Source organism: Pseudogracilibacillus sp. SO10305 (assembly GCF_037072005.1).
In the GTDB taxonomy this organism is placed as follows: Bacteria; Bacillota; Bacilli; order Bacillales; family Amphibacillaceae; genus Pseudogracilibacillus; species Pseudogracilibacillus intestinigallinarum.
This window is the reverse complement of record NZ_JAXHDE010000006.1, coordinates 25,083-42,535: the sequence shown is the minus strand read 5'-3', so window position 1 is coordinate 42,535 and position 17,453 is coordinate 25,083. Positions and strand designations below refer to the sequence as shown.

General features: G+C 32.9%; 17 protein-coding genes. 7 read left to right on the top strand and 10 right to left on the bottom strand.

Annotation, left to right across the window (positions count from 1 at the left end; translation table 11 throughout):
- Positions 1 to 50 precede the first annotated feature (50 nt).
- The 5 genes from SPD45_RS06590 (at position 51) to SPD45_RS06570 (ending at position 3,739) form a co-directional block, all read left to right on the top strand.
- Positions 51 to 281 (top strand): YneF family protein, encoded by a 231-nt coding sequence (locus SPD45_RS06590; protein WP_336266947.1) that lies wholly within the window; start codon positions 51 to 53, stop codon positions 279 to 281.
- A gap of 425 nt (positions 282 to 706) precedes the next feature.
- A complete protein-coding gene (locus SPD45_RS06585; protein ID WP_336266946.1) occupies positions 707 to 946 on the top strand; it encodes a hypothetical protein in 240 nt (79 codons plus the stop codon).
- Between the two features lie 19 nt (positions 947 to 965).
- Complete coding sequence (gene msrB, locus SPD45_RS06580) at positions 966 to 1,925, top strand: peptide-methionine (R)-S-oxide reductase MsrB (RefSeq protein WP_336266945.1); 960 nt, start codon at positions 966 to 968, stop codon at positions 1,923 to 1,925.
- A 30-nt stretch (positions 1,926 to 1,955) separates the two neighbouring features.
- Positions 1,956 to 2,162: a DUF6501 family protein gene (locus tag SPD45_RS06575; protein WP_336266944.1), complete on the top strand. Its 207-nt coding sequence runs from the start codon at positions 1,956 to 1,958 to the stop codon at positions 2,160 to 2,162.
- 140 nt (positions 2,163 to 2,302) lie between these two features.
- Entirely contained in the window at positions 2,303 to 3,739 is a 1,437-nt protein-coding gene (locus SPD45_RS06570) for a polysaccharide deacetylase family protein (protein WP_336266943.1), read from the top strand.
- A gap of 142 nt (positions 3,740 to 3,881) precedes the next feature.
- Here the strand turns inward: SPD45_RS06570 and SPD45_RS06565 are convergent, their stop codons facing one another.
- The 5 genes from SPD45_RS06565 to SPD45_RS06545 all read right to left on the bottom strand — a co-directional run bounded on the left by SPD45_RS06565 (position 3,882) and on the right by SPD45_RS06545 (position 10,833).
- On the bottom strand, positions 3,882 to 4,343 hold the full coding sequence (locus SPD45_RS06565; RefSeq protein WP_336266942.1) for an S-ribosylhomocysteine lyase: 462 nt from the start codon (positions 4,341 to 4,343) through the stop codon (positions 3,882 to 3,884).
- Between the two features lie 173 nt (positions 4,344 to 4,516).
- Positions 4,517 to 4,843: a rhodanese-like domain-containing protein gene (locus SPD45_RS06560; RefSeq protein ID WP_336266941.1), complete on the bottom strand. Its 327-nt coding sequence runs from the start codon at positions 4,841 to 4,843 to the stop codon at positions 4,517 to 4,519.
- Positions 4,844 to 5,254: 411 nt separating this feature from the next.
- A complete protein-coding gene (locus SPD45_RS06555; RefSeq protein ID WP_336266940.1) occupies positions 5,255 to 6,145 on the bottom strand; it encodes a 5'-3' exonuclease in 891 nt (296 codons plus the stop codon).
- 2 nt (positions 6,146 to 6,147) lie between these two features.
- On the bottom strand, positions 6,148 to 9,771 hold the full coding sequence (locus SPD45_RS06550) for a dynamin family protein (protein WP_336266939.1): 3,624 nt from the start codon (positions 9,769 to 9,771) through the stop codon (positions 6,148 to 6,150).
- Between the two features lie 237 nt (positions 9,772 to 10,008).
- Positions 10,009 to 10,833, bottom strand: a complete 825-nt coding sequence (locus tag SPD45_RS06545) for a MetQ/NlpA family ABC transporter substrate-binding protein (protein WP_336266938.1) — start codon at positions 10,831 to 10,833, stop codon at positions 10,009 to 10,011.
- 169 nt (positions 10,834 to 11,002) lie between these two features.
- On the opposite strand from SPD45_RS06545, the gene SPD45_RS06540 reads away from it, so the two are divergent.
- Complete coding sequence (locus SPD45_RS06540; RefSeq protein ID WP_336266937.1) at positions 11,003 to 12,025, top strand: methionine ABC transporter ATP-binding protein; 1,023 nt, start codon at positions 11,003 to 11,005, stop codon at positions 12,023 to 12,025.
- Positions 12,018 to 12,674: a methionine ABC transporter permease gene (locus tag SPD45_RS06535; RefSeq protein WP_336266936.1), complete on the top strand. Its 657-nt coding sequence runs from the start codon at positions 12,018 to 12,020 to the stop codon at positions 12,672 to 12,674. The genes SPD45_RS06540 and SPD45_RS06535 overlap by 8 nt, the downstream gene beginning before the upstream one ends.
- A 72-nt stretch (positions 12,675 to 12,746) precedes the next feature.
- On the opposite strand, the gene SPD45_RS06530 is transcribed toward SPD45_RS06535, so the two are convergent.
- The 5 genes from SPD45_RS06530 to SPD45_RS06510 form a co-directional block, all read right to left on the bottom strand.
- A complete protein-coding gene (locus SPD45_RS06530; protein WP_336266935.1) occupies positions 12,747 to 13,208 on the bottom strand; it encodes a flavin reductase family protein in 462 nt (153 codons plus the stop codon).
- Between the two features lie 169 nt (positions 13,209 to 13,377).
- Positions 13,378 to 14,907: an acyl-CoA carboxylase subunit beta gene (locus SPD45_RS06525; RefSeq protein WP_336266934.1), complete on the bottom strand. Its 1,530-nt coding sequence runs from the start codon at positions 14,905 to 14,907 to the stop codon at positions 13,378 to 13,380.
- A gap of 17 nt (positions 14,908 to 14,924) precedes the next feature.
- Positions 14,925 to 15,704, bottom strand: a complete 780-nt coding sequence (locus tag SPD45_RS06520; protein ID WP_336266933.1) for an enoyl-CoA hydratase-related protein — start codon at positions 15,702 to 15,704, stop codon at positions 14,925 to 14,927.
- Between the two features lie 15 nt (positions 15,705 to 15,719).
- Positions 15,720 to 15,932 carry an acetyl-CoA carboxylase biotin carboxyl carrier protein subunit gene (locus SPD45_RS06515; protein ID WP_336266932.1) on the bottom strand — a complete coding sequence of 71 codons (213 nt, stop codon included), beginning with the start codon at positions 15,930 to 15,932 and terminating at the stop codon, positions 15,720 to 15,722.
- Between the two features lie 23 nt (positions 15,933 to 15,955).
- Positions 15,956 to 17,290 (bottom strand): acetyl-CoA carboxylase biotin carboxylase subunit, encoded by a 1,335-nt coding sequence (locus tag SPD45_RS06510; protein WP_336266931.1) that lies wholly within the window; start codon positions 17,288 to 17,290, stop codon positions 15,956 to 15,958.
- Positions 17,291 to 17,453 lie beyond the last annotated feature (163 nt).

Here is a 17,453-nt window from a genome sequence, read left to right as displayed (position 1 = left end):
ACGAATTGTTTATACTGTAAAGGGAACATTTTGAAGGAGGATCATAGTTTATGTCAACGATTTGGGTAGTATTGATCGCAATATTAGCATTAGTTGCTGGGGTTGCACTTGGATTTTTCCTAGCTAGAAAATATATGATGGATTATTTAAAGAAAAACCCACCAATTAATGAACAAATGTTACGCACAATGATGATGCAAATGGGTCAAAAGCCATCGCAAAAGAAAATAAATCAAATGATGCGTGCCATGAGTAATCAAATGGATAATCCGAAAAAATAAGCAATATTGATACAATTTTATTAAGTTTTTGAGATGAGTAAATTTGATTCACTTCCCGTTGATTTTAAGTACACAGAAACAAAAATTTAAAATCACACAAATTAAACACCTTTTTAATAGTTAATCTGTTAAAAAGGTGTTTTTTTGTTTTCGATTAGTAGTTGATGAATGATTGTTAGCAAAATATAACATGTTAAAACAGATGAAAAATTTGAGAAAGTATTCAGAAGTGTATGTACAGAATAATTTTTAAAAACTTTTATCGTATTTCGTTTAGAGGAAGTTCTCCGAATGAACTATCTTTGTGAGCGTAAAACATTAGATTTTTCAATTAAACATTGATAAAATGTACGATATAGTGACGGCTTTTCTCTTAACACATATAGTAATATCGAAGAATGTTTTCATGTTAGGAGGGAGCAACTATGGTTAATCATGAGCAATATCCAAATAAATGGGTACAATATTTAATGAATGGTATTATTTATATGGAGCGCATGATGAAAGTATTGTTATCATTACGTCCTTATATGGACCAATATGGCCCATTATTGCAACAATTAGCTGTTATTTATAAGGCAATGAAAATGATCCAAGAAGAAGGACAAAATGATCATACTTTTAGTAATGAAACAAATGTACATGAACCAATTTTGTACATTTAACATACGGAGGGATACTAATATGGCAACTGAAAAAGCAACATTTGCAGGAGGATGCTTCTGGTGTATGGTAGAACCTTTTGATGAACAACCAGGTATAATAGAGGTTACATCTGGATATACAGGAGGTACGGTAGAAAATCCGACGTATAAACAAGTTTGTTCTAATACGACGGGACATGTGGAAGCAGTTCAAATTACATTCGATCCAACGATTTTTCCTTATGAAGAGTTAGTAACCCTTTTTTGGCAACAAATTGATCCGACAGATGATGGGGGACAATTCCATGATCGTGGGGATTCGTATAGAACTGCTATCTTTTATCATAATGAAACACAGAAAAAAATTGCTGAGGAATCAAAACAAACGTTAATAGATAGTAAGAAATTTCAAAAACCAATTGTTACACCGATTATTCCAGCAAAAACATTTTATCCTGCAGAAGAAGAGCACCAATACTTTTATAAACGAAATATGTTTCATTATAAAACGTATAAACGTGGATCTGGAAGAGAACAGTTTATTAAAGATAATTGGTCAAAGCGATTTGATCCAGAAGATTTAAAAGAATCGTTAACAGAGCAACAATATTATGTAACACAAGAAAATGGAACAGAACCTCCGTTTCAAAACGAGTATTGGGACCATTTTGAGGACGGTATATATGTTGATATTGTTTCAGGTGAAGTACTGTTTTCATCGAAAGATAAATATGACGCACAATGTGGATGGCCTAGCTTTACAAAACCTGTCATGAACAAACAAGTAATCGAACATCTCGATACAACACATGGTATGGTTCGTACTGAAGTTCGCAGTAAAGAAGGTAACTCTCACTTAGGTCATGTATTTCCTGACGGCCCACAAGAGGCAGGTGGTTTACGTTATTGTATTAATTCAGCTTCCATTCGCTTTATTCCAAAGGATGAAATGGTAGAAGAGGGTTATGAAAGATATTTATATTTATTTAATGAACGATAATATTATTATGTAAACTAGAGGTGGCAAATAATGATCCATGTAAATTGGGAAAAGAACGAAGTAATCAAACAAGTGAAATGTATGCATGCAAATGCAAAAAAGTATAAAGTTAACAATATGCTCACAGAAGGTAATGTTTACGATGTAATAAACGAGACAGATGAATTTATATTCGTGATTGACAATAGTAAACGTGTGGCAGGTTATTATAAAGAATATTTTGAAGAAATTGTATAAAAATCGACAAAAATCCACTCTCATATATGAATGAGGGTGGATTTTTGTATTAAATTATTTCTCATACTATAGTTCTTGTAATATATTTGTTATAATTGATAGATAATGCATATTATTGTAAACAATGTGAGGGAATACGTATGTTTAAAAACTTAACTTGGCCAATTGTACTAGTTATCATTTCTGTTATATTGACAGTTGGTGTCGTATTTGCAGGTATTATTTTAATGGAAATTGAAAAAGTTACGAGTGCCAAAGCAGTGACAATGGATGTAGAAAAAGAAGAAATTGATGATCAACTTATTTTAGAAACAAAAATGAAAGAGGCTGAATTATATACTTCCAAAATAACCCAACCTATTATAAACGAAAAGACAATTGATGGTCAAATTGAAAGATGGATTCGCCAACATGAAGATCATTTTATGGAAGAAATGTTAGTCGTAATGGAAGAAAAAAGAACCTTAGATGAAGGAGAAAATAATCATCTTGCAATATCGACAGATTATTACAAAGCAAATGACGATATATATACATTTTTATTAAAAGGGTCGATCGTGAAAAATAATAAAGAAACAGATTCATTTCAACAGTATTTTACTGTGAATGTAAAAGAAGATAAATTCGTATCACTCCATGATGTGATTGACATGAATGAATCATTAAAAAATATGATTAAAAAAGAAATGAACAAACAAGAATTCGAATTTGACGAGGCTAATTTTGATTCGATAACAAGTAATGAAGAAAAAATCCAGTGGGCATTGACAGACGATTCGATTCTATTTATATATGAAAAAGGAGCAATTGGGAATAATGAAGGAGAAATCGAAATTGCCATTCCATATGTAGATGCATATAAATCGTTAACAGAACCATATTATGCTTTATTAATCACAGATGAGTTGCAGCAAATCATCAACTCAGCACCACGTGAATTAGATCCAAATGGAAAATATATTGCACTAACATTTGATGACGGACCAGATGAACAAGTAACACCGAGAATACTAGAAACTTTAGAAGAATTTGATGCAAAAGCAACATTTTATATGTTAGGTCGCAATGCTACTAGATATCCATATATTGCAGAAATGGTCGCGCAAGATGGTCATGAAATAGCAAATCATAGTATTACACATGCGAATCTAAACGCAATTACAGCGGCAGCTATTAAAGATGAAGTTTCCTTGTCGCAGCAGCAAATAAAAGATGCTACAGGGATTGCACCAACATCATTTAGGCCACCATATGGTGAATATAATAATATTGTGTTGGAACAAGCGAAACAGACAGATCAAATTGTAACGATGTGGACGATTGATACGTTAGATTGGCAAAGTAAAAATACAAACGCTATTTTACATAATGTATCAATGAGTACAAATGGTGATATTGTGTTAATGCATGATATACATCCAACAACTGCAGACGCTTTACCAACTGTATTGAAATATTTACAAGATCAAGGGTTTGAATTTATTACAGTAAGTGAAATGTTACAATTAGAAGAGAATCATATAGAAGTTGGTCCATATTATGGAACAAAAAAGGAAAATAACGAGCAAGCATATTAATGTTGCTCGTTATTTTATATCTAACATTACTTCCTATAATATATATTATGTAAACTAGGATAAGTGAAAATATAAGGCTTGTTTTAATAGTACTCTGTTACCTTTATTTCCTATTAAAACAAGTTTCATTTATATTATGTATCTAAAAAACTTCACGCCACTCATCTTTATGATCGAGCATTTCTTTTGCAAGTGTTTTTGCTCCTTCTAAACTATGACTAGCAGCCCAACCACATTGTACTTCATTACATCCAGGTACTTCAGTAGCTTTTAGGACATCCTCTAAAATATTTTCCACTAATTGAATGATATCTTCATAGCTAAAATGATTAATTACTGATAAATAATAGCCAGTTTGACATCCCATTGGGCTTATGTCGACAATTTTGTCAGAATAATTGCGACTTATTTCTGCCATTAAGTGCTCTAATGAATGAATGGCAGGCATATCCATATGTTCTTTATTCGGTTGCTTGAAGCGAAGGTCATATTTGTATACTTCATCTCCATTTAAACCTTTCATTTTACCTGCTAACCGAATATAAGGTGCTTTTACTTTCGTATGATCTAAGTTAAAGCTTTCGACATTTAATTTTTGAACCATCATGTCTACTCCTTTCGAAATGATAAGTTAATTACTATTGCAATTAAAGTTTAATGTACAATAACATATTTCTGAAACAATGTCAAACAGTTGTCAGAAAATTTAAAATGATGATACGAATGATACGTATAAATACAAAAAACTTACCACGGGAATTTGTGGTAAGTTTTTTGTTATGCAAAATCTGATTCAACAATACCATTCCAGTGAATCATTCCTGGAACAACATTATATACTTCATCATAACCATTTTCTCGTAAAATAGTACAAGCCTCATCACTTCGAACACCGGAACGACAAATGACGTAAATTGGTTGTTCATTACTTACTTCATCTAATCGTTCACTAAGTTGCCCTAAAGGAATTAATACAGATCCTGGTATATGTTGAATGGCATATTCTGTCGTTTCCCTAACGTCTAATAGTAAAAATGATGCTTCGTCATCATGTAGTATATTTTCTAGTTGTTCGTTTGTCATTTCTTTCTCACAAACAGTCACTGATGTTACCCCCTTTTACCTAAAATCAATTAGGCTCGTTTCAAATTGTATAAGAATCACATTAAAATGTAAAGTGTTTGAGATGAAATTGTAACATCTTGGCATTAAAAGTGAAGAAAATAGTAAAAAATCAAATGGAAAAAGGCTAAATGACAATAATTATGACATTTATGGAAAACATCATAATCATTGATATACATGAAGTTTCTTGTTATCACAAATTGAGATACTAGGAATAAATGACCCCCATCATTTTAAGTGATGGGTACTTCAGGTTATTTTTGTCATACTTCACTTAAGAAAATTACATGATGGAAATTGCTATCACTATTTTTTCCTTAAAAAAACAGAGGATGCATATTGCCTCCCCTGTCTTTTCAAGTTTAATAATATTACTTAATTTGTACTGTATTAGACAGTAAAATTTGATGATACGTACGATTCGATTGGTGGATATTTTACACCTAATTTAATTAAATTCGCTTCAATTTCGGATGCATTTATTTGTAATGGCTCATCGATTGTAAATTCAAGTTCAACATCACATTTTATTTCAGCTAATTCCTTTGATAAGTGAAACATTGCGATGTCTGTTTCAATTTTCGAACGAATCCCCTTTGTTAATTCGTCCATTGATTGTAAAATAGTATCCATATTACCATATGTTTGCAGTAATTTTAATGCCGTTTTTTCGCCTATTCCTTTTATGCCAGGATAATTATCTGCGCTATCTCCGGTTAATCCTTTGAATTCGATAATTTGATGTGGATATAATCCCTTTTTGTTTAAAAAATTCGCTTCATTATAAACATCATAATTACCGATTCCCTTTTTCATAATTGCAACATCGACATTTGCAGCAACGAGTTGTAATAAATCATAATCACCGGATAAAATGGTTACATGTGTGTCTTTAGACAACGTATTAGCTAGCGTACCAATGACGTCATCGGCTTCATAATTTATTACGCCAATATTTGGAACGTTAAAAATATTGACAGCTTCTTTTACAAGATCAAATTGGGGAATAAGTTCTTCCGGTGGTGCTCCTCGATTTGCTTTATACGCATCGTAAATTTCGTTGCGGAACGTCTTACTTCCCATATCCCAACAACAAAGAACATGTGTCGGTTGGAAAGTATGAATTCCATCTGTGAAATAGCGTAAAAATTGATATACTCCATTCGTCGGTATGCCTTCTTCATTTCGCATAAAATTACCTCTAAAAGATGTTGCGTAAAACCCTCTAAACAATAAAGCCATTCCATCTACTAATAATATATGTTTCTTCAATATGTCCATCCTTACTTTTCTAATATTGCCGTTAATATTTCATGTTTTTCTTTTAACTGAGCTAAATTTACCGTATCTGTGACAACTTTAATATGTTGTTCAATCATTTGATCTATTTCAGATTCAATACGAGTTTTAATGTTTTGTAGAGCATCGTTCCACTGCGCAATGTACACACTATCCATAATTTCTTTTTGTGTATCTAAATATTGTTTTGCTTCCGGTTTTAACGTATCATAAAATGCTTCCTTCATTTTTTCACGTTCATTTTGCTCAAAAAACGATCGAGTATTTTTGAAAATCTTTAATACATGTGAAAAAATACTGTAATCGATTATCGTAAATGCCTGTTCATAATTAGGTGTTTTAAGCTCTTGTGTTTGCAAGCTAGGTAAAATAAAGTTTTCATCTATTTTTTCAATCTGAGATTGTATCTCATTAAAAGTGTCTTTCGTTAACTCGTAAATATTTGCCTCGACACGTAATGATACAGCACGTACTTCTTGTAACAATTCATACCCAACATAGTCGATAAATTTAGTGCGATTCGCTTCTAATTGCTTAATTGCTTCCCTTCCAGATGCCGTAATAGTCGTCGGGTTAAAATGTTCAGAAAACATATCATGGAAACGAATGTATAAACGTTCTAGTACGAAATGAAGTTGTCGTTCGATACGTTCTAATATACGTTCTTCTGCTACAGAACTATTTGTTTTTGCAATAATTTCTTTAAATGTATGACGTTTATTTTCTAATGTTTTTACGAAATTAGCACGTTCTGCTTCACTTAAGTTTGCTGCATCAATAAAGTTTTGTAATGTTGTTACAGCGCGATTCATATCCCATACAGCACCTTGGATAGTTAACTGTGCTAAGTCTTGTTCAACAAATTTGTAAAATTCTGTTTCAAATGTAGTCATTTCTTCATTTAAAGGAAGTTGAGCTACTTTTTCTTCTAATGATTTTTTACTTGAAACAGGAAATATTTTTGCCTGACGAATGCCAAATTGTAGTAATTGTTCTTCGACGTAATTTAATACGAGTCTTAATTCTTCGGCATCTTGCGCTAAATCTGATGCATTTACAATAAAGAACATTTTATCTAATTCGAACGCTTCCTTCACTCGTCCTAATTGCATTAAGAAGTCACGATCTGCACTAGTAATGGCATGATTATAGTACGTGACATAAATAATTGCGTCGGCATCTTTTATATAATCAAAAGAGACGTTCGTATGTCGTGCATTGACAGAGTCTGCTCCAGGTGTATCTACTAATGTGATCCCTTTTCGTGTTAATGCACAGTCATAGTATAAATCAACTTGTTCAATATAACATGCTTTTGATTCATCTGTAACAAAAGCTGGGAATTGCTCTAAAGAAATTTCCACTGTTTTTCCGAGTTGGTTTTTTCTTTGTTCGTATCCATTTAATACCGCTAATAAGTAGGATTGGTATGTTTTTGTTAAAAGGTCGTTTTTATGGATATTATATCGTTTTATCCATTCGACTATTTCTTGGACATTTTCGTAATCTGGATCAAAATCTTTCGTAATTTGTTTTAAGTCATTCGTTAATGTTTCATCATCTTTTAATCGGATGACAACCGTCCCATGTTTATATTTGTCATTGATTGGATTAATTCGACTAATAACCGCTGTTGTTGGATTTGGTGATACCGGTAAAACTTGTTCCCCGAATAAAGCGTTTGAGAAAGATGATTTTCCAGCACTAAATGCTCCAAATAAAGCGATTGTTAATTGTCGGTTGTTTAGACGGTGTTGTTTTTCACGTAAATCACGGACAATCGTGTCGAAACCATCAACATTTTCTATTGTATTCGTCATTTCTTCAATAATTTGAACGATAGTATCTGCTGTATGTTCTGTAGTAACAGTTACTTCTTTTAATTCCTCTGTCACTTGTGATGGTGTCGTTGTTTCTTCAACATCAGCTATCGATACTGTTGGCGTCTCCTTTTCAATAACTTTATGTCGACGTTCAATTGTAGCATCCATTTCACATAAAAGATCATTATTTTCTGTTGGATTTTTAATGTGCTCATGAAGATTTGTAATATTTTTTACTAATTTTTCTTCCAGTTGTGCTTTTTTTTCTAATAACTCCTCAGCAAAATCAAACTGTTTTAATTGTTCTTGTAATGCAGTGATTTGTTCCTTTTTATTCGTCTGTATCACATTTTCAATTTCTGCCCATAACTCATTTGCAAGTTGACGATACTTAGATTTAATATCTGCACTAATTTCGTTCGTGTAGTTTAAAACGTAATTCCCGTTAATTTGTGCGCCTTCTTTCATAAAAGACTTCACATCTTGAGCAGTATATTGAACGTTTGCATCTTGAATCTTTTTCAATAATCCGTCATGATGGATATCATTTTCACGAATCATTTCAATAAATTTATCACGCAATTTCCATTGAATCGATGCATCAATCGTTTTTTGTAACTCTGTTAAAAATGCATTCATGCGATTATTACGTTCTTCTTCTGTTTTTTTCTTCGCATTGAAAAATCCAATTTTGAAGTCTTTTTGCTGCGATTCTAATACACTTTGTGCTTGATCTCGTAATTTTGCAGGCATTAAATAGGCATTTTTTAAAGTATGGTTTAACTCATGATCGAATTCGTTTTTTAATTGTTCATGAGGATCTTTTACAGAAGCCATTTTTTCGTTTATTTCCTGTAATAAATCATATTCCTCATCAGTAATATTCGCAGGAACAATCTCGTTCACAGCTTCCTCTAATTGTTCTTGTAAAAAAGTTTCATGGTCTTGTATGATAATGTTTGTTGCTGCTTTTAAACGACCGGTTATATTTTTATTTTTCTGAAGCAGTTGAAAGAGTTCTTCTTTAATCTGACGAACTTCACTATGTGGAGCATCTTCATGCATAACGGATGAATAATATATTTTTTCCGGGAAGATATTCCACTGTTCAAATGTTTCACGTACGTTTTTATCAAATTGTGAAAACTGAATTTCACGTTCATTATGTTTATCAATTTGGTTTATAATGATATAAAATGGAATATCAGCTTCATGCATTTTACGTAAGAAGTATAAATTCACTTCAGACTGGACGTGATTATAATCCATTACATAATAAAGTACGTCTACTAAATGCAATGCTGATTCTGTCATCAATCTATCTGCATCATCAGCCGCATCAATTCCAGGTGTGTCTAAAATAGAGCAGTTTTCAGGCAATATTTCTTCTGATGTACTAATATCGATTCGTTTAATGGCGTTTTTATCTGTTGCATAATCTTTGATCATATCAATATCATATGGTTCTTTATATTGAACTGTCTCCTCATCAGTAAAATAAACCCGCGCTACTCCTTCACCAGATGTTATTTTTACGATATTTGCACTTGTTGGAATCGGACTTTTTGGTAAAACATCTTTTCCTAGTAAATAGTTAATCATCGATGACTTTCCAGCAGAAAAATGCCCAGAAAAACTAATATTAAATTCATTTTTTTGTTGTTTTTCATATAAATCAATAATTTTATCTGCGTTTATATAGTCTTCATTGTTTTTCATATGCTCATATAAAGTTGTAAAATGCTCATTCGTAATCGCATTCATATCTCTCGTTAAAACTTTCACTGCAACAATCTCCTTTGTACGTTCATACATCATGATGGACAAAAAGATTTATTTTTCTTCACATAATTGTCATATTCATGAAATGAATTGATACCAATTATTATACGAGAACAAGTGCTGTTTATCTAGTAAAATAGTACTTTCATATTTTTTCAATAAAATTATTTGTTATTGAAATATTTTTATATATAGAAAAAAGGGTTTTAGCTTCTACTAAAACCCCCTCGTTCCTTTTGTTTATTCAATTTCTTCTGGAATAAACCAATATTCGTCTTCATTTTCTTTTTCCATAAATTGTTTAAATTCATCTGATTCGTAAGCATCTTTTATCGCTTTAGCCCACTCTGTATTTGCATTTTTTTCATCAATTACTGCTACTAATTCTAACTCTTTTAAAATGTCTTCAAATAATAAACTATCAGCTGGATCTAAGCCAGATGCATAGACAATACTACCAGGAATAATTCCATAATCAACATCGTCTAATGCTCTCGGTATTTGTGCAGAATCCATTTCTTTTATATTTAAGTCATGTTTATTTTCGACAATATCATTTTGTGTTACTTTTATTAATTCTACATCTTCTTTTAATGTAATAAGGTCTGCTTTTTGTAATAAAGCATATGCACGAGCAGCGTTGGATGGATCTTTTGGAATTGCAATAGTATCTCCTTCAGAAATTCCATCTAGAGAATTTTTCTTACCAGGGAAAATACCAGTTGGAACAGTCGGTATTGGTGTTACTTTTGTTAAGTTGGCATTTTTTTCTTCATTAAAATTTGTATAATATGCTGTATGTTGATCAACATTCAAATCGATAGATCCTTCATCTAAAGCAATATCTGCCTGTAATAATTCTGTAAATTCAACCGTTTCAATCGAATAACCATTTTCCTCTAAAATTGGCTTAATTCCATTTAAAAATAATTCACTATAAGGTCCTGGTGATGTTCCGACTTTTATAGTCGTTTTCTCTTCTCCTTCTTCGTTATTATCGTTTCCACACGCGGCTAACACAAATAGAACTGTAACACTAATAAACAAAAACATCCATTTCTTCATTTTGATCTCCCTTTCAATTCCCATTAAGTTCATGTGATTAATTATATAAAATTATAAACATGTTATTTGTAATTGTCAATTTTAATACCATTAATTCAGATTGATTTTATGCGAATTAAACGTTATACTATGTTCATAGATTTATTGTTTGTGAGAAATGAGGAGAAAAATGATTAAGTTAGAAAATGTATCGAAAGTATTTAAAGTAAAAGATAAAGAAATAAAGGCACTACATAATATTTCCTTACATATAAATAAGGGAGATATTTTCGGGGTGATTGGATTAAGTGGTGCAGGTAAAAGTACATTAATTCGTACAATTAACTTTCTAGAGCGACCGACCTCTGGAAAAGTGCTAGTGGAAGGTAAAGCATTACATTCATTAAAAAAGCAACAATTACGTCAAGCACGTAAAAATATCGGGATGATTTTTCAACATTTTAATTTATTACAAACGAAAACGATTTTTCAAAATGTTGCTATTCCACTTATTTTAGAAAAGAAAAAGAAACAAGCTATTCATGATCGAGTAATGGAATTACTTACATTTGTTGGTTTGGAAGATAAAGCAAATGATTATCCAAGTCAACTTTCTGGTGGGCAGAAACAGCGTGTTGGTATTGCCCGTGCTTTAGCTACAAACCCATCTATATTATTATGTGATGAAGCAACATCAGCATTAGACCCACAAACAACAGATTCCGTATTAGATTTACTAGAGAAAATTAATGAAACGTATAATATAACGATTGTCATGATAGCACATGATATGAACATTATTAAAAAAATATGTCATCGAGTTGCAGTAATGGAAGATGGACAAATTATTGAAACTGGAGATGTAATCGATGTATTTAAAGAACCTAAGCATTCTTCAACAGAAAGATTTGTGGATACGGTTGTACATCGTAAAATACCAAGTTCAATTTATACAATAATGGAAAAAAAGAAAGATGGAATATTCATACAAATACCATTTACAAACGATCGAACGAGCATATTAGTAAGTACTCTAAGTAAAGAATTTCATTTAGATGTAGATATTGTTTATGCTTCGATGGATGAAATTAAAGATGATCAAGTAGGATTTATGGTATTACATCTTTTAGGTACAGAAAATGACACTCAAAACGGTTTACAATATATAAAATCTAATAATTTGGCGTATGAGGAGGTAAAAAGAAATGTTTGAAACAACCGTTACAACTGAACAATTTATTCAAGCGATGGTAGATACATTTTACATGGTTGGTTTTTCTTTAATTGTCGGATCTATCATTGGGATTCCATTAGGTATTTTACTAGTTGTTACGAAACCAAATGGCATTTTACAAAATAAGGTCGTTTTTAATTTACTGAATCCGATAATCAATATGTTCCGCTCATTGCCATTTATTATTTTACTCGTTGCAATCATACCATTTACAAGATTTATTACAGGAACATCAATTGGAACGTCAGCAGCTATTGTACCATTAATAGTATATGTCGCACCTTTTATTGCAAGATTAGTGGAGAACTCTATATTAGAAGTAGATGACGGAATTATAGAAGCCGCAACTTCTATGGGAGCAACGCCATTACAAACAATATGGTATTTTTTATTACCTGAAGCATTAAGCTCTTTAGTATTAAGTTTAACTACTGCTTCGATTAGTTTATTAAGTGCAACAGCGATGGCAGGTGCAGTTGGTGGTGGAGGAATTGGAGATTTAGCAATAAGTTATGGATATGAAAGATTCGATTCTTTTATCATGCTCGTGACAGTGGTAACATTAATTATTATCGTTCAAATTATGCAATCGATCGGTAATTTTATCGCAGTAAAATTAAGAAAATAATATACACATATAAAAAAAGATCTTATCTATTCTGTACCGAGTAATAAGATCTTTTATTATACGCCATATATATTATGAATGTAAATTTCTATACTTTCCTCCGAAGAAAATGACGGGTTCTCCACTTTCTATCTTTAATTTGGTTACTTCACCGAGAATAATTGTATGGTCCCCTGCTTCTACCTTTTTATATACTTTACAAGATAGTGCAGCTAAGCTATTTTCAATTACGGGTACGCCATCTAAGTATTCAAACGGGATTGGTCCATCCGCTTCTTTTTGTCGTGCAAAAATCATGGAATAATCTTGTTGATTGTCTTTAAGTACACTTACCCCAAAGGTGTCTGCCTTCATTAACTTTTCATACATACTTGCTGTATGGTCGATTGAAATCGCAATCAATTTTGGTTCTAAAGAAATGGACATAAACGCATTTACTGTCATCCCTCTATCTTGACCTTCATCATCCATTGTAACGATTGTTATCCCTGTTGCAAACCTTCCCATCGCATCTCGAAATAAACGATCTTCCATGTATGCTTCATCCCTTCATCTCTCTATTCATACTATTTATCATATCAAATGTTTTATGTAGATAAAAATGATTTGTTTAGTAAGTTTACATAATTATATTATAGTTAATTATATCCAGGATATAAAATTACCTCTAGAAAACCGTTTGAAATTTTCTAGAGGTCTATAATTATACTGGATATACACCATGTTTACGATCAGTGAAATGATAATTCTTCGATTCATACATTTCAAAACGTTTAGCAAGTTGTTTTCTCGTTTCATTCGGCTGTATAATATCGTCAATGACAAGTTCAGATGCCAAGCGAAATACATCGATATCGTCTTTATATTCTGCTTGTTTTTGTAATATAAAATCACGGCGTTCTTCTTCTGGTAATGAGGCAATTTTATTTGCATATACAGCATTAATCGCCGCTTCAGGACCCATAACAGCAATTTGTGCGGTTGGATATGCTAATGTTGCATCTGTTTCAAATGCTGGTCCTGCCATAGCATAAAGGCCTGCTCCATATGCTTTACGGACAACGAGAGAAATTTTCGGTACAGTCGCTTCACTCATCGATGCAAGCATTTTTGCACCATGACGAATAATTCCTTGTTGCTCTACCTTCGTCCCAATCATAAATCCTGGAACATCCATTAAGAAAAGTAATGGAATATTAAATGCATCACATAATTGGACGAATTTAGCCGCTTTATCGGCTGAATCTGGGAATAAAACTCCTCCTTTTACTCGAGGTTGGTTAGCAATAATTCCAATCGATTTTCCTTCTAAACGTGCAAAACCGGTAATTAATTCTCCAGCAAATAATTTTTTAATTTCACAAAAAGAATCTTCATCAATAATACGGTTAATTAACTCGTACATATCGAAAGGAACATTTTGATTTTCTGGAATGATATCTGTGATCCCTTTTTCCATCATTTTTGCTTCTACAGAATTTATAGCATCCGGTTTATGTCGGAAATTTTGTGGGAAATACGTTAAATATTTACGAGCAAACTGTAATGCTTCTTCTTCTGTTTGAACTAGTACATCTCCACACCCAGAAACAGAACAATGCATTTTTGCTCCACCCATTTCTTCTAATGTCACCTTTTCTCCAATGACCATTTCTGCCATTCTCGGTGAACCAAGATACATCGAAGCATTTCCTTCTACCATGACAACGATATCACTAAATGCTGGAATATATGCTCCACCAGCTGCGGATGGACCAAATAATAAGCAAATTTGCGGAACACGTCCAGATAGTTTAATTTGATTATGGAAAATACGTCCTGCCCCACGTCTACCAGGGAACATTTCGATTTGATCTGTAATTCGAGCACCTGCTGAGTCAACTAAATATAACATTGGTACTTCTAAGTTTAGTGCTGTTTCTTGAATACGGATGATTTTCTCAACGGTACGTTTTCCCCATGATCCCGCTTTTACCGTAGAATCGTTTGCCATGACACAAACAGTTTGTCCGTTAATTTTCCCGATTCCAGTTACAACACCATCTGAAGGTAGATCATCTTCCATGCAATTAGCGAAAAATGCGTCTTCTACTTCGATTCCTTCATCAAATAATAGTTCTAAACGTTTGCGTACGAATAACTTTCCTTTTGCTTCATTTTGTTCGTGGTATTTTTCTTTTCCACCTTTGTTAATTGTTTCTATTCTATTATTTAAATCGTTTACATAACTCATAGGAAACCTCCTATTATTTATTTCCCCTCATAATTAGGTTTGCGTTTCTCTTTAAACGCTTGTAACCCTTCGAGGCGATCTTTTGTCGGTATAGTTTGTAAATAGCTTAAACGTTCGATTTGTAAAGCTGTTTGTAAATCTGTTTCCATCCCATTTGTGATAGCTAGTTTTGCTTGTTTTACTGCAATCGGACCGTTTGCAGCAATTTTTTGTGCCATTTTAATTGCTGCTTCCTTTGCACATGATTCTGTCACTTGTTCTACCAAACCTAATTGTAATGCTTCTTGTGCTGTTACAGGTGTGGCAGTATAAATAAGTCGTTTCGCTTGGCCGAGTCCAATTAATCGTGTTAATCGTTGTGTTCCACCAGCGCCTGGAATAATAGCTAACGATGTCTCTGTTAATCCTACCTTCACATGTTGACTTGCAATGCGAATATCACATGCAAGTGCTAATTCCAGTCCACCACCAAAGGCTACTCCATTTAGTGCGGCGATAACTGGTACATTAATTTGGCCGATGCGGTTAATTGTATCACCAATATATGTAACAGCATCGACAACTTCTTTCTCATTCATGTCGCGTCGCTCTTTTAAGTCTGCTCCAGCTGAAAAGGCCTTCTCTCCTGTTCCAGTTATGATTACAGCCCGAATGGAATCATCTGCATAAATCATATCTATTGTTTCGTTTAATGTATGTAATGTCGCTTTACTTAATGCGTTAGCGGCTTCTGGACGATTAATCGTAACGACTAAAATATTATCAGCTGTTTTTTCCGTTACAATAAGTTGGGACAATATGTTCGCCTCCTATTATCCGATGACGCAAATAACGTCGCCTTCATTAATAAAATCGCCTTCATTTACTTTAATTTCTTTTACTTCTCCAGCAACTTCTGTTTGATGTGGAATTTCCATTTTCATTGATTCTAAAATCGCTACTTCTTGACCTGCTGTTACAGTATCACCTACATTTACTACGATTTTCCACATGTTTCCTGCCATACTTGCTTTAATTTCTGTCATATTAAATTCCTCCTAATATATTATTATACTTGTTGTTCTACGTAATGAATGGTAATAGCTCCCTCTTGGAAAGCTTTATCTTGTAAGACAGATAAAATCATCGGAATATTTGTCTTAATACCTTCAATTTTATAGTTTTGTAACGTTTCAATCAAATGTTTTATCGCTTCATGGCGATTTTCCTTCGTTACAATGACTTTTGCAATCATTGGATCATAAAATGGTGTTACTTGATATCCTTTTGTGACCGCAGACTCCATTCGTACATTTGGATCATCGTGTGGCTCTATATAGGTTGTAATTGTGCCTGGTGAAGGAAAAAATGTTGTTGGGTCTTCGGCATAAATCCGTACTTCGATTGAATGATTTTGAGCAGTAATATCAGATTGATTGAATGATAGTGTTTCTCCTCTTGCAATCCGTATTTGCTGTTCAATTAAATCATATCCTGTAATTTCTTCCGTTACTGGATGTTCCACTTGAATACGAGTATTCATTTCTAAAAAATAGAAATTTTCATCTTTATCAACGAGAAATTCCATTGTCCCTGCATTTGTATAGCCAATTTTTTTTATTGCTTCTACGGCTATTGTTGCCATTTTATTACGGGTAGATTCTGAAATATATATTGCACGTGCTTCCTCGATTACTTTTTGATTCCGACGTTGAATGGAACATTCACGTTCAAAAAAATGTACTACATTTCCATGCTGATCTGCTAATAGTTGTATTTCAATATGACGCGCATCCCCAATATATTTTTCCATATACATTGCACCATTACCGAAAAACATTTGCGCGCGTTTCGTGTTGTTTTCGAATGCCGTCTTTAATGTTTGTTCATCATGGACGACTTGCATCCCAATACCTCCACCTCCTGCAGAAGCCTTTAACATGACTGGATACCCGATTTTTTTAGCTATTTCCATCGCTTCTTCTAACGTCGGGATTGCTTCAGTCGTACCTTTTGCGATTGGTACACCAACTTTTTCCATCACATTTCGAGCCGTAATTTTATCGCCCATTTGCTCCATCACACTTCCTGATGGGCCGATAAACGTTATTCCCTCTTCTTCACATTTTTTTGCAAAAGTACTATTCTCACTCATAAAACCGTATCCTGGATGGATGCCATCCACTTCATGTTCTTTTGCTATTTGAAAAATTTTATCCATATTCATATAACTTTCATTTACTTGATTGCCACCGATTAAATAACTTTCATCTGCCATAGAAACATAAGGTGCAAGCTGATCTGCTTCAGAATAAATAGCAATTGTTTTGATATCCATTTTTTTGCATGTTCGAATAATTCTCGCAGCTATTTCTCCACGATTGGCAATTAAAATACATTTCATGTGAACTCCTCCTAACTTTATTCACCTATGAAAGAATAGATAAGTTTTCCTTATCCTATCATATAAAATTATCTTACAAATCCCCACTTTTGTCTACATATTCTATTTCTCTCATACCTTCCATCTAGCTACAGAACATGGTATACTTTCAAACATAAAGTAA

What these genes read in the sequence shown, in the direction of transcription:
- SPD45_RS06590 (WP_336266947.1), top strand. Translation starts at nt 51, where the DNA reads ATGTCAACGATTTGGGTAGTATTGATCGCAATATTAGCATTAGTTGCT.
- SPD45_RS06545 (WP_336266938.1), bottom strand. Translation starts at nt 10,833, where the DNA reads ATGAAGAAATGGATGTTTTTGTTTATTAGTGTTACAGTTCTATTTGTG.
- SPD45_RS06510 (WP_336266931.1), bottom strand. Translation starts at nt 17,290, where the DNA reads ATGAAATGTATTTTAATTGCCAATCGTGGAGAAATAGCTGCGAGAATT.
- SPD45_RS06535 (WP_336266936.1), top strand. Translation starts at nt 12,018, where the DNA reads ATGTTTGAAACAACCGTTACAACTGAACAATTTATTCAAGCGATGGTA.
- msrB (WP_336266945.1), top strand. Translation starts at nt 966, where the DNA reads ATGGCAACTGAAAAAGCAACATTTGCAGGAGGATGCTTCTGGTGTATG.
- SPD45_RS06565 (WP_336266942.1), bottom strand. Translation starts at nt 4,343, where the DNA reads ATGGTTCAAAAATTAAATGTCGAAAGCTTTAACTTAGATCATACGAAA.
- SPD45_RS06570 (WP_336266943.1), top strand. Translation starts at nt 2,303, where the DNA reads ATGTTTAAAAACTTAACTTGGCCAATTGTACTAGTTATCATTTCTGTT.
- SPD45_RS06540 (WP_336266937.1), top strand. Translation starts at nt 11,003, where the DNA reads ATGATTAAGTTAGAAAATGTATCGAAAGTATTTAAAGTAAAAGATAAA.
- SPD45_RS06575 (WP_336266944.1), top strand. Translation starts at nt 1,956, where the DNA reads ATGATCCATGTAAATTGGGAAAAGAACGAAGTAATCAAACAAGTGAAA.
- SPD45_RS06515 (WP_336266932.1), bottom strand. Translation starts at nt 15,932, where the DNA reads ATGACAGAAATTAAAGCAAGTATGGCAGGAAACATGTGGAAAATCGTA.
- SPD45_RS06555 (WP_336266940.1), bottom strand. Translation starts at nt 6,145, where the DNA reads ATGGACATATTGAAGAAACATATATTATTAGTAGATGGAATGGCTTTA.
- SPD45_RS06525 (WP_336266934.1), bottom strand. Translation starts at nt 14,907, where the DNA reads ATGAGTTATGTAAACGATTTAAATAATAGAATAGAAACAATTAACAAA.
- SPD45_RS06585 (WP_336266946.1), top strand. Translation starts at nt 707, where the DNA reads ATGGTTAATCATGAGCAATATCCAAATAAATGGGTACAATATTTAATG.
- SPD45_RS06530 (WP_336266935.1), bottom strand. Translation starts at nt 13,208, where the DNA reads ATGGAAGATCGTTTATTTCGAGATGCGATGGGAAGGTTTGCAACAGGG.